Source organism: Actinomadura kijaniata (assembly GCF_014138665.1).
Classification (GTDB): Bacteria; Actinomycetota; Actinomycetes; order Streptosporangiales; family Streptosporangiaceae; genus Spirillospora; species Spirillospora kijaniata.
In genome coordinates this window covers 112,516-124,503 of sequence record NZ_JACJIA010000005.1, presented here as the reverse complement: position 1 = coordinate 124,503, position 11,988 = coordinate 112,516, and the positions used below count along the sequence as shown (strand labels likewise).

General features: G+C 73.7%; 11 protein-coding genes. 5 read left to right on the top strand and 6 right to left on the bottom strand.

Translation table 11 applies throughout. The features are described 5' to 3' along the window. The first annotated feature begins 2 nt into the window (after positions 1 to 2). Positions 3 to 287, top strand: a complete 285-nt coding sequence (locus tag HNR61_RS20345; protein ID WP_182844767.1) for a ubiquitin-like small modifier protein 1 — start codon at positions 3 to 5, stop codon at positions 285 to 287. Positions 288 to 434: 147 nt separating this feature from the next. Here HNR61_RS20345 and HNR61_RS20340 read toward each other — a convergent pair whose 3' ends face one another. Both HNR61_RS20340 and thyX read right to left on the bottom strand, forming a co-directional pair. After that, entirely contained in the window at positions 435 to 1,160 is a 726-nt protein-coding gene (locus HNR61_RS20340) for a dienelactone hydrolase family protein (RefSeq protein WP_182844766.1), read from the bottom strand. Positions 1,161 to 1,258: 98 nt separating this feature from the next. Beyond that, complete coding sequence (gene thyX, locus HNR61_RS20335; protein WP_220509583.1) at positions 1,259 to 2,017, bottom strand: FAD-dependent thymidylate synthase; 759 nt, start codon at positions 2,015 to 2,017, stop codon at positions 1,259 to 1,261. Between the two features lie 139 nt (positions 2,018 to 2,156). Here thyX and HNR61_RS20330 point away from each other — a divergent pair, with 139 nt between their 5' ends. Beyond that, the gene (locus HNR61_RS20330; RefSeq protein ID WP_312897996.1) at positions 2,157 to 4,250 is read left to right on the top strand and encodes a molybdopterin-containing oxidoreductase family protein; all 2,094 of its coding nucleotides are present in this window, start codon (positions 2,157 to 2,159) and stop codon (positions 4,248 to 4,250) included. Between the two features lie 32 nt (positions 4,251 to 4,282). Further along, positions 4,283 to 5,545, top strand: a complete 1,263-nt coding sequence (locus HNR61_RS20325) for a DUF1266 domain-containing protein (RefSeq protein WP_182844765.1) — start codon at positions 4,283 to 4,285, stop codon at positions 5,543 to 5,545. 52 nt (positions 5,546 to 5,597) lie between these two features. Here HNR61_RS20325 and add read toward each other — a convergent pair whose 3' ends face one another. After that, positions 5,598 to 6,635 (bottom strand): adenosine deaminase, encoded by a 1,038-nt coding sequence (add, locus tag HNR61_RS20320; protein WP_182844764.1) that lies wholly within the window; start codon positions 6,633 to 6,635, stop codon positions 5,598 to 5,600. Between the two features lie 80 nt (positions 6,636 to 6,715). On the opposite strand from add, the gene HNR61_RS20315 reads away from it, so the two are divergent. Further along, positions 6,716 to 7,702 (top strand): helix-turn-helix transcriptional regulator, encoded by a 987-nt coding sequence (locus HNR61_RS20315; protein ID WP_182844763.1) that lies wholly within the window; start codon positions 6,716 to 6,718, stop codon positions 7,700 to 7,702. Here HNR61_RS20315 and HNR61_RS20310 read toward each other — a convergent pair. The 3 genes from HNR61_RS20310 to HNR61_RS20300 all read right to left on the bottom strand — a co-directional run bounded on the left by HNR61_RS20310 (position 7,693) and on the right by HNR61_RS20300 (position 11,075). Continuing rightward, a complete protein-coding gene (locus tag HNR61_RS20310; protein WP_182844762.1) occupies positions 7,693 to 8,610 on the bottom strand; it encodes an SDR family oxidoreductase in 918 nt (305 codons plus the stop codon). The genes HNR61_RS20315 and HNR61_RS20310 overlap by 10 nt on opposite strands. A gap of 56 nt (positions 8,611 to 8,666) precedes the next feature. Further along, positions 8,667 to 8,819 (bottom strand): GPGG-motif small membrane protein, encoded by a 153-nt coding sequence (locus HNR61_RS20305; RefSeq protein ID WP_182844761.1) that lies wholly within the window; start codon positions 8,817 to 8,819, stop codon positions 8,667 to 8,669. A gap of 84 nt (positions 8,820 to 8,903) precedes the next feature. Further along, positions 8,904 to 11,075: an anthranilate synthase component I gene (locus HNR61_RS20300; protein WP_182844760.1), complete on the bottom strand. Its 2,172-nt coding sequence runs from the start codon at positions 11,073 to 11,075 to the stop codon at positions 8,904 to 8,906. Between the two features lie 311 nt (positions 11,076 to 11,386). Between HNR61_RS20300 and HNR61_RS20295 the strand changes: the two genes are divergently transcribed. Continuing rightward, a complete protein-coding gene (locus HNR61_RS20295) occupies positions 11,387 to 11,944 on the top strand; it encodes a VOC family protein (RefSeq protein ID WP_312897995.1) in 558 nt (185 codons plus the stop codon). Positions 11,945 to 11,988: the final 44 nt, after the last annotated feature.

Sequence of the window (11,988 nt, the reverse complement as noted above, 5' to 3'; positions counted from 1 at the left end):
GCATGACCGTCACGGTCCGGCTGCCGGGAGCGCTGCGCGACATCGCGGGCGCGCGCCCGGCCGTCCCGCTGGAGGTCCCCGCGGACGCCACGGTCGGCGACCTGCTCGACGCCCTGGCCGCCGTGCTGCCCGCCGTGGAACGCCGCGTCCGCGACGAACGGGGCGTGCTGCGTCCGCACGTCAACGTCTTCGTCGGCGCCGCCAACATCCGCGACCTGGCGCTGCTGGCGACGCCGCTGGTCCCGGACGCGGAGGTGTACATCCTGCCGTCGGTCTCGGGCGGCTGACCCGCCGGAAACGTCGGACCCGCCCGCTGGAGTGGACGCGACGACGACCCGACGTGCGGCGATCACCGAGGCGTCGGACCGCCCGGCGCCCCCTGCTGGCCGCCGGTCGAGGGATCACCGTTCTGCGACGGACCCAGGCAAGCGCCTTTACGTTGTAGATTTTTTCTGGGCGACATGCTCGTCGAAGAAGGCGAAGATGCGCTCCCAGGCGTCCGCGGCGTGCTCGCGGCCCGTCCCGATCCCGAACACGATCTTGACGATCGGGGAGAAGGGGCGGGGGATCTCCGGATTCGTCAGGAACGAGTGCCCCGACTCGGGGTACTCCTTCACGTCGTGCGTGACGTCCAGCACGGTCAGCGTGTGCCGCAGCCTGCGGGCCGCGTTGCGCAGCGTCCGGTCCCGGCCGCCGTAGCTCGCCACGACCGGACAGGTGCCCTCCAGGGCCCGTTCGGCGTCGCGCGGCAGGATCCCGTAGTTGACGGCCGCGGCCTGGAAGTCGTACCGGGCGGCGGCGACCAGCGCGAACCCGCCGCCCATACAGAACCCGATCACGCCGACGCGGCCGGTGCAGTCGTCGCGTCCGGCCAGCCACGCCCGCGTCGCGTCGATGGCCTCGAACGTCGGCCCCCGCTGGGCGAGCATGTCCCGCATCGCCTTGCGCACGCACCTGATCCAGGGCCGTCCGCCGTACAGGTCGGGCAGCACCGCCAGATAGCCGTGTTCGGCGAGCCGGTCGCACTGGTCGCGCATGTCGCGGGTGTAGCCCATCGCCTCGAACAGGACGACCACGGCGGGCCAGGGCCCCTCCCCCGTGGGCACGGCGAGGTAGCCGGGCACCCGCCGGTCCCCGACGGGAATCGTGATGTCAACCATGACTCCCCACCCTGACCGACCGCCCCTCCCCCGCCCAGACCCCACCGACCACAGTGACACGCCTCACGTCCAACGGGTCGACGGCTCCGGCGGGGGGGTTACGGGCAGACGCGGCCGTTGGCCTCGAAGGCGGCGTGGGTGAGGGGCATCAGGGTCGCCCACTCCTCCTCCATCCGCTCGGCGACCATCTCGATCTCGCGCTGCGGGAAGGAGGGGAACGTGGAGTCCTCCCGCTTGGTCCGCAGGGACAGGAAGTTCATCAGGGCGCGGGCGTTGCCGGTGACGTACATCGAGGAGTACAGGCCGACCGGCAGGACGGTGCGGGCGACCTCGCGGGCCACGCCCGCCTCCAGCATCTCCAGGTACGCCCTGTAGGACTGCCGGTAGCTCTCCCGGGTGGCCTCGGTCACCAGCTTGTGCTGCTCGGGGGTGCCATCGACGAAGTGGTACTTGCCGGGCTTGCCCTCCTGGACGAGCTTGCGGTCCGGGCCGGGCACGTAGAAGACGGGGTCCAGCTTGCGGTACCGGCCGCTCTCCTCGTTGAAGGAGAAGGTGCGGTGCCGCATCGCCTCGCGGAACACGAAGATCGGGGCCTTCACGTAGAAGGTCATCGTGGAGTGCTCGAACGGCGTGCCGTGCCGGTCCCGCATCAGGTAGTTGATCAGGCCCTTGGAGCGTTCGGGGTCGGCCTCGATCTCGGCCAGGGAGTTCTCGCCCTTGGTGGACACCCGGGCCGCCCACAGCACGTCGGCGTCGGAGGCCGCCGACTTGATCAGTTCGACCACCACGTCGCTACGGAACTCGATCTCGAACGTGTCCTCGCCCGCCACCGGGTGCTCCCTCTTCGTCGTCCTCAACGGCCTCCGTAAGCCTAGTGCGGGGTGCCGGGGCGGGGGCCGAGAACGGAAGCCGTCCCCGCGTAATGTCCGTCTCAGCGTGAGACTCCTGGCTTTATGCAGCAGACTGGGTGTTCGCGGCGGATTCGTGGAGGTCGAGGTGTCCCTGTCCCAGGAGAAGACGAGCCCTGAGCTGAAGGTGCTGGGGGCCTGCCCCCTGGACTGCCCGGACGGCTGCTCGTGGGTGGTGACCGTCCGTGACGGGCGGGCGGTGAGGCTGCGCGGCAACCCCGACCATCCGTACACGCGGGGCGCGCTGTGCACGAAGGTCAGCCGGTGGCTGGAGCGGGCCGGGCAGGACGACCGGCTGCTGTACCCGTTGCGGCGGGTCGGGCGCAAGGGCGAGGGGCGGTTCGAGCGGATCTCCTGGGACGAGGCCCTGGACGAGATCGCCGCGCGGCTGGAGGGCGTGGTCGCCGAGCACGGCGGGGAGGCGGTCTGGCCGTACTGGGGCACCGGGACGCTCGGCTACCTGCAGGGGCTGGAGGGCCTGCCGGGGCGGCGGCTGTTCAACGTGCTGGGCGCGTCGGACCACCACGCCAACATCTGCTCGTCGGCCGGGAGCGCCGGGCTGAAGTACACCGTCGGGTCGCCGGCGGGCCTGGACCCCGAGGACCTGGCGCACGCCGGGCTGATCCTGCTGTGGGGCACCAACCCGCTGACCAGCGGGCACCATGTGTGGAAGTTCGTGCAGGCCGCGCGGAGGAACGGCGCGCACGTCGTCGCGATCGACCCGGTGCGGACCCGCAGCGCCCAGCAGGCCGACGAGCACCTGGCGCCGCTGCCCGGCACCGACGCGGCGCTGGCGATGGGGCTGCTCAACGTGATCGTCGGGCTGGGCGCGCAGGACGAGGAGTACCTCGCCGCGCACACGCTGGGGTGGGAGGGGTTCCGGGAGCGGATCGCGGGGTTCCCGCCCGAGGCCGTCGCGTCGATCACCGGTGTGCCGGCCGAGCGGATCGTGGCGCTCGGGGAGCGGATCGCGCGGACCAGGCCCACGGCGATCCGCGCCACCCAGGGGTTGCAGCGGCACGCCGGCGGCGGGACCGCGCTGCGGACGCTGGCCTGCGTCCCGGGGGTGACCGGGGACTGGGCGCTGCGGGGCGGCGGCCTGTCGTTCTCCACGTCGGCGCACATGAAGCTGGACCGCGCGGCGCTGTACCGCGACGACCTGCGGAGGCGGCCGGTGCGGACGCTGACGATGAGCCGGATCGGCGACACGCTGCTGGAGGCGGGCGATCCGCCGGTCAAGGCGCTGTTCGTCATCGCGGCCAACCCGGTGGGCAGCTCCCCCGACCAGGAGAGGATCCGGCGGGGACTGGCGCGCGAGGACCTGTTCACGGTGGTGCTGGAGCAGTTCCCGACCGACACCGTGGACTACGCCGACATCGTGCTGCCCGCGACGATGCAGCACGAGCACTTCGACCTCAACGACGGCTACGGGCACCTGTACCTGGCGTGCAACCAGCCCGCGGTCGCGCCGCCCGGCGAGTGCCTGCCGTCGACCGAGACGTTCCGGCGGCTGGCGCGGAGGATGGGGCTGACCGAGCCCGCGCTGTTCGACTCCGACGAGGAGCTGGCCGAGCAGGCGCTGTCGTCCGGCCATCCGTGGATGGCGGGGGTCACGCTGGACCGGCTGCGCAAGGAGGGGTTCGTGCGGCTGTCGGTGCCCGACCCGTTCGTGCCGTACGCGGAGGGGTTCCCGACGCCGTCGGGGAGGCTGGAGTTCCGGTCGGAGCGGGCGGCGCGCGAGGGGCACGACCCGCTGCCGGGGTACGTCCCGCCCGCCGAGGTCGTCGATCCCGGACGCGCGGAGCGCTACCCGCTGGCGCTGGTGTCGGCGGCGTCGCACCACTTCCTCAACACCGTCTTCGGCAACAACCCCGAGCTGCGCCGCCGCTCCGGCGGCCCGGTGGTGCGGCTGCATCCGGACGACGCGGCGGCGCGCGGGCTGGCGGACGGGCAGCGGGTGCGGGTCCACAACGACCGGGGCGCGTTCGAGGCGGTCCTGGAGGTCAGCGACGCGGTGCGGCCGGGCGTGGCGGCCTCGGCGAAGGGGTTGTGGGCCAAGCTGTCGGGCGGCGCGAACGTCAACGCCGTCACCGGCGGCGACCTGACCGACCTCGGTGACGGCCCGGTGTTCCACGACACCCGCGTCGAGGTCGGGGACGGGGGTGCCGCCGCGGTCGGCTGACCGGTACGGTGTGTCCCGGCACGGAGGTGATCATGGCGATGCGGACCGACACCGGGGAGCTTCTGGACCGCGCCCGCCGGTATCAGCGGCAGGGCCGGTCGGAGGAGGCCGCGGCCGCCTTCGCCGGGGTCGCCGACGCCCTGGAGGCGCGGGCGGACTGGCCGGGCGTGGTGGCGGTGCGGGCGCGGCAGGCGCGGGCGCTGGCCGACGCGGGCCGGGCCGAGCAGGCGCTGCGGCTGCTGGCCGATCTCGGGCGGGCCGCGGCGGCGCTGCCCGCGCAGGCGGCCGAGCCGCGCGCGATCCTGGACGACCAGGCCGCGCACGTGCTGGCCCGGGCCGGGCGCGACGGCGAGGGCGCGCGGCGGGCGTGGGCGGCGATGACGGCGTTCCGCGCGCTGGGCGAGAACGAGCGCGCCGACCGCGCCGGGGTGCACGCCGCCCGGCTGATCGTCCGCGACGCCGGGGAGCGCGCGGCGATCGGGCCGCTGCGGGAGCTGCTGGGGCTGCTGCCGCCGGGCGGCGAGGGGCACGGCCGGGTCACCGAGATCCTCGCCCGGGCGCAGCGCCGTCCCGACCGCGACCACGACGTGCTGGTCGCCGACCCGGGCCACGCGACGTGGGGGCGGCTGGCGGCGGCGCTCGCGGTCGGCGCGCACCTGGCGGTCGGCAACGGCGTGCCCTGGAACGTGCTGGAGCACGGCGGCGACCCGGCCGGCGAGCGGACGCTGCTGGAACGCGACTGGGGCGTCACCGGCCCGGCGTCCTGGCGCGAGCAGATCGACCGGCTGCTGGCCGCCGAGAACTCCGATCCGGCCATCCAGATCGTGCTGGACCGGCGGCAGCACGGCATGGGCCCGCGCGACTGGCGGGACGCGATCGTGGACTGGTGCGCCGGGCAGGAGGTGCCCGCCGACGCCGCGGGCGAGCTGGTGGAGCTGTCGGCGCTGGTCCTGCGGTACGAGGCGCGGTTCCGGTCCGACGGGCTGCTGCCGCCCGACGGGCGGGTGGACAGCGTGTTCGGCTACGACTTCGGGCGGGCGGTGAACATGGCCCGCTGGGGCCTCGGCGCCCGGTTCTGCGACGCCGAGGCCGCCGAGGAGGCGGTGCTGCGGGCGGGCCGGCTGGCGGGCCGGGTCTACCGGTCGTGGCGGGAGTTCTCGGCCGGGTACGTGCTGGGCCGGATGCTGCGGTTCGACGAGGGCGAGTTCGGCGAGTGGTACGAGCGGTCCCTGGCGGGGCACCGCATCCTCACGCAGGATCCGGCCAGCCCGTGGCGGCTGCTGGCCTGGGGCTGAGCCGGTCCCGGCCCGGCCCGGCTCAGCCCGGCCCGGTTCAGCCCGGCCCGGTTCAGCCCGCGACCCGGTCGATCTCGTCGAGGATCTCCCGCTGCCCGGCCGCGTCCAGGCAGGAGGCGCGCACGGCGTTGCGGGCCAGGTCGGCCAGGTCGGCCGCGCCGAGCCCGAACGCCTCGGCCGCGGCCCGGTACTCGCCGGTCAGCGTGGTGTTGAACATCGGGGGGTCGTCGCTGTTGAGGGTGACGTACAGGCCCTCCTCCAGCAGGTGCGGCAGCGGGTGGTCGGCGATCGTCGCGACCTGGCCGGTGCACACGTTGGAGGTCGGGCACACCTCCAGCGGGATCTGGTGTTCGCGCAGGTGGGCGACCAGGCGCGGATCGGCCAGGCAGTTGGTGCCGTGCCCGATGCGCTCGGCGCCGTAGTGCTCCAGCGCCTCCCAGATCGTCTCGGGGCCGGTCATCTCCCCGGCGTGCGGGAGGCTGCGCAGCCCGGCGGCGCGGGCGGCGGTGAACGCGTCCCGGAACGCGTCGCGGTGCTTGGCGCGCACGCTCTCGTCGCCGCCGATCCCGAACCCGACCAGCGCCTCCGGCGGGTGGTTCAGGGCGTGGTCGAGGGTGCCGCGCGCGGCGTCCTCGCCGAACTCGGCGGGGATGTCGAAGATGTAGGCGACCCGGATGCCGTGCCGCTCGCGGGCGTCGCGCACGGCCCGGTCGAGCGCCTCGGTGATGGCGGGCATCGGCATGCCGACCCGCTGGTGACTGTAGGGGGTGACGGTCAGCTCGACGTAGCGGACGTTCTGCGCGGCCAGGTCGCGGGCGGTCCCGACGACGAGCGTGGCGACGTCCTCGGGGTCGCGCACCAGGTCCGACACCGCCAGGTACACCTCGGCGAAGTGCGGGAAGTCGCGGAAGACGTAGAAGTCGCGCAGCGCCTCCTCGGTGAGGGGAACGGGGCCGCCGGGGTGGCGGCGGGCCAGTTCCAGCACGGTCGGCACCGAGGCCGAGCCGACCAGGTGGACGTGCAGCTCGACCTTGGGCAGGGCGTCGACGAACGCAGTCAGGGGGCTCTGGGTGGTGTGGGTGTTCGGCACGCCCCGGACGCTAGCAACGCCACGACCTCACAGAACAGCGAAAGTCCCGGTTTCTCACACAAGAATGTCAAGATGGGCGCATGCGTGCGTCCCGGCTCATCTCCCTGGTCCTGTTGCTCCAGTCGCGGGGCTCGATGACGGCCGCCGAGCTGGCCGCCGAGCTGGAGGTGTCGGAGCGGACGGTGTACCGCGACGTGGAGGCGTTGTCGGCGGCGGGCGTCCCGGTCTACGCCGAGCAGGGGCGGGGCGGCGGATACCGGCTCGTCGACGGCTACCGGACCCGGCTGACGGGGCTCAGCCGGGAGGAGGCCGAGGCGCTGTTCCTGGCGGGGCTGCCCGGCCCGGCGCGGGACATGGGGCTGGCCGACGCGGTCGCCGCCGCCGAGCTGAAGGTCCTGGCGGCGCTCCCGGCGACGCTGCGGGACGCCCCCGGGCGCGCGGGGCAGCGGTTCCATCTCGACGCGCCCGGCTGGTTCGGGGAGTCGGGTCCTCCCCCGCTGCTGCGGGAGCTGACCGGCGCGGTGTGGCGGGACCAGGTGGTGGAGCTGCGGTACCGCCGCGACCGCGAGGTGGTGCGGACCGTCGAGCCGTACGCCCTGGTGCTCAAGAACGGCACCTGGTACCTGGTGGCGCGGGTCGGGGGCGGCCCCGCCCGCGCGGCGGGCGGGGGCCACCGCACCTACCGGGTGGACAAGATCGTCGCCGTCCGGCCGACCGGGGCGGTGTTCGACCGGGACGAGGGCTTCGACCTGCCCGGGTACTGGCGCGAGCAGGCCGAGGCGTTCCTGCGGTCGATGCTGCGCGAGAGGATCACCGTCCGGCTCAGCCCCGCCGGGCTGCGGGGGCTGCGGTACGCCGTGGAGCCGTACGCGGCGCGGCACGCCGCCGAGGCGGCGGGGGAGCCCGACGCGGACGGGTGGGTCACCACCACCCTGCCGGTCGAGTCCCCCGAGGTCGCGCTGCACGAGCTGCTGCGGCTGGGCGCCGACGTCGAGGTCGTCGAGCCCGCCGGGCTGCGCGAGGAGCTCGCCGCCACCGCCCGCCGCGTCGCCGCGCTCTACCGGTAGCCGGTCACGTCGGCGGGTTTGCCCTGCGACTCCACCTCGGCGATGTACCGCCAGGCGTCGGGCCGGCTGCCGTCGGTGTCGGTGAAGCCGTAGAGCGGGGCGAGCCCCCCGGCCGACAGCGAGCGCCCGTTCCAGCGGGACCGGTCGGGGTCGGCGGCCAGCGCGGCGACGGCGCGGCCGACGAACAGGGGCGTCTCGGAGATCGCGAAGTGCGGGTTGACCCGGGTGCCGTCGCGCCAGTTCTCCTCGGTGACGCCGAAGTGCTCCAGCATCGCCTCCGACCGCAGCCAGCCCGGCGTCAGCGACAGCGCGGTGGCGCCCCGCGGCCCGATCTCCTCGGCGAACGTCCGGCCCAGCCGGATCACCGCCCACTTGGCCAGGTCGTAGAAGATCCCGCAGTCGCGGCGGTAGTCGGCGTTGGTCTCGGCGGTGCCGTCGGTGACCTCCACCAGGAGACCGCCGGGCCCGCGCAGCAGCAGCGGCAGCGCGTGGTGGGCGGTGATCAGGTGGGTGTCGAGCGCCAGCCGCATCATCCGCAGCCCGTCGTCCAGGGACAGCTCCCAGAACGGCGTGCGGAACTCGAACAGGTGGTCGCTGCCCCAGATGTCGTTGACCAGGACGTCCAGGCGGCCGTGGTCGGCGTCGATCCGCGCGACCAGGTCGGCGACCTGGCCCGGGTCCAAGTGGTCCACCCGGGCCGCGATCCCCTCGCCGCCGGCGGCGGTGACCCGTTCGGCGGTCTCCTCGATGGTCTCGGGCCGGTTCATCTCCGAACGCCCGGCGCGGGTGGTGCGTCCCGTGCAGTACACGGTCGCGCCCCGCTCCCCCAGGGCGACGGCGATGCCCCGGCCCGCGCCCCGGGTGGCCCCCGCGACCAGCGCGATCTTTCCGGTCAGATCTCGTTCCATGCCGTCCAGGCTGGCACCGAAACCTGACATCTCATGTCAGTCTTTCCGGGGCGGCGTCAGGGATTGAAGATCCAGAACCCGCCGGGGCCGACCAGGAAGCCGACCACGATGAGCACGATCCCCCAGAGCAGGTCGCGGCGCGCGACCAGGATGTAGATGCCGTAGACGATCAGGATCAGCGCGGCGATGGCGCACAGTGTGGCAAGCATGGCCCGGAGGTCCCCCGGACGGAGGGGAACAAACCTTCGACCCGTCCGGGGTGGCCGTAATCATCCTTGTGTGCTGTCCGGAAGTCAGCGGTCGCGGCACAGCCGCAGCACGTTGGCCACGATCCGGTGCCCCGAGCGGCCCTGCGCGGTGAGGATCGACTCGGGGTGGAACTGCACCGCCCAGCGCCGCCGCCCGGTGTCCTCGATCCCCATGACCACGTCCCCGGTCAGCGCCGTGACCTGGAAGCCCTTCACGCGTTCGGGGGTGGCGTGCAGCGAGTGGTAGCGGGCGGCGGTGAACTCCTCCGGCAGGCCCTCGAACAGCGCGCCGCCGCTCACCCGCACCCGTCCCGGCTTGCCGTGCGACGGCTCGGGCAGCAGCGCCAGCTCGCCGCCCGCGTGCTCCACCATCGCCTGGAGCCCCAGGCACACCCCGAACGCGGGCAGCCGCCGCTCGTCCAGCGCGTCCAGCAGCGCGTCGGTGGCGAAGTCCTCCGGACGGCCCGGGCCGGGCGACAGCACCACCAGGTCGGGGGCGTGCTCGTCGAGCATCCGCGCCGGGAACCCGTGCCGCAGCGTCACCACGTCGGCGCCCTGCTGCCGGAAGTAGTCGGCCAGGGTGTTGACGAACGAGTCCTCGTGGTCGACCAGCAGCACCTTCAGGCCCTCGCCCGCGCCCGCCGGGGCCGGCTCCGCCGCCGCGTCCGCCGCGTCCGCCGCCCGCGCCCCCTCCTGCGACTCGGCGAGGGCCCCCAGCAGCGCGCTCGCCTTCAGGTGCGTCTCGCGCTCCTCCTCGTCGGGGTCGGAGTCGTACAGCAGCGTCGCGCCCGCCCGCACGGTCGCGATCCCGTCGCGGATCTGCGCGGTCCGCAGCGTCAGCCCGGTGTTCATCGAGCCGTCGAAGCCGACGCAACCGACCGCCCCGCCGTACCAGCGGCGCGGCGAGTCCTCGTGGTCCTCGATGAACTGCATCGCCCACGTCTTGGGCGCGCCGGTCACCGTCACCGCCCACATGTGGGTCAGGAACGCGTCCAGCGCGTCGAACCCGGGCCGCAGCCGCCCCTCGATGTGGTCCACGGTGTGGATCAGCCGCGAGTACAGCTCGATCTGGCGGCGGCCCAGCACCTTGACGCTGCCCGGCACGCAGACCCGCGACTTGTCGTTGCGGTCCACGTCGGTGCACATCGTCAGCTCCGACTCGTCCTTGAGCGAGGACAGGATCGTGCGGATCTGCTCGGCGTCCTCCAGCGGGTCGGCGCCGCGCCGGATCGTCCCGGCGATCGGGCAGGTCTCCACCCGGTCCCCGCCGACCCGCACGAACATCTCCGGCGACGCCCCGACCAGGTACTCGCCCTCGCCGAGGTTGAACATGAACTCGTAGGGGGCGGGGTTGGTCTCGCGCAGCCGCTCGAAGAACGCCGCCGGGTCGGTGCACCGCCCGTACATGGCGTGCCCCGGCGTGACCTCGAACAGGTCGCCCCGGACGAACTTCTCCTTGGCCTCGCGCACCATCCGCGCGTACACGCCCGGCACCGGCTGCGGCGGCGGCTCGGCGGCGACCTGGACGGGCGTCGGCTCGGTCGCGCGCGCCAGCCCGGCCGTGCTCGCCCCGTCCACCTCGAAGTCGTAGGACATCCGGTGCGAGGTCTCGCGCTTGCGGTCCACCACGATCAGCTCGTCGGCCAGGTGCAGCACCAGGTCGCGCTGGTGGTCGGGGCGTTCCAGGCGGGTGCGCAGCGGCTCGAACTGCAGCGACAGGTCGTACCCGAACGCCCCGTACAGCCCCAGGTGTGGGTCGTCGCAGCGGAACAGGTCGACCACGGCGCGCAGCGCGGTGAAGACGGTGGGCTGGCGGCTGCGCTCCTCCTCGGGGAAGAACTCCTCGGTCGGCGGCACGAACACCGCGAACCGGTCCGCCTCGTCGGCCCGGACCTCGCCGGTGCCGCGCATCGCCCCCGCCACCGCGGACAGCAGCACCCGGCCGCGGCCGTTGAGGGCCCGCGCGGCGATCGTGCGCCCCGTGGCGACGATCTCCAGGCAGGGGTCGATGTAGGCCATGTGCCAGCGGCTGTAGCGGCCCGGATACTCCATGCCGGAGCTGAGCACGCCGCCGCGCCGCTCCCCGACGGCGGCGACGAGCGCGTTGAGCACGTCGGACTTGCGCTCGGGGTCGACGGGTGCGGCGGTACGGGTGACCCGCAACCCCCCGGCCGTGACGAACTCGGTGGTCAGCGGCTGATGCGAGACGGTCTCCACCGTGGTGGCCCCTCGTGTTCGGGCCCCCGCCGACGGAAACGGGAAACGACCGCCGGCTGGGGGCGGTCGCCTGGATGTCGAACGTGCGAGAACCGGCGCCGCCTCAGCGGCGCCACCACCACTGGTGGGTTCCGGTTCGCATGGAGCGAGACTACCGGGTGTCATGGCCCCGGGCCAAGCCTGACGGGCCCGCCCGCCGGACCCGGCCGGTCGCCGCCGCCGCCTCGCGGACCAGGCCGGGGTTCTGTTCCTCCGCCGACCCTGCGAAGATGAAAAGCGATCACTTACGGCACGAGGCGGGAGGACCCACCGTGGACCGCGGGAACACCGAGTTCGAACTGCGCGGCATCAACCACCTGGCGCTCGTCTGCCGGGACATGAAGGCCACCGTGGACTTCTACTCCGGCGTGCTCGGCATGCCCCTGATCAAGACGATCGAGCTGCCGATGGGCTGGGGCCAGCACTTCTTCTTCGACTGCGGCGGCGGCAACGCGCTGGCGTTCTTCTGGTTCCCCGACGCGCCCGAGCCCGTGCCCGGCGTGTCGGCGCCCAAGAACCTGCCCGACCGGGGCGAGCTGCTGTCGGCGGTCGGCTCGATGAACCACGTGGCCTTCGACGTCCCGCCCGAGAGGATCGAGGAGTACCGGGACCGGCTGATCGCCAAGGGCGTCGACGTCGGCGTCCTGCTCAACCACGACGACAGCGAGTTCGGCGTCGCCAAGGAGGTGCACGACGGCGTGTTCGTGCGCTCCCTCTACTTCAAGGACCCCGACGGGATCCTGGTGGAGTTCGCCGCCTGGACCCGCGGGCTGGACCCCGGGACCGACGTCCGCCACGAGCCGAAGACCGCCGCCGACCGCACCGTGTGACCGCGGGCGCCCCGTTCACCGCTTCCCCGAAAGCCCCCCGAAAG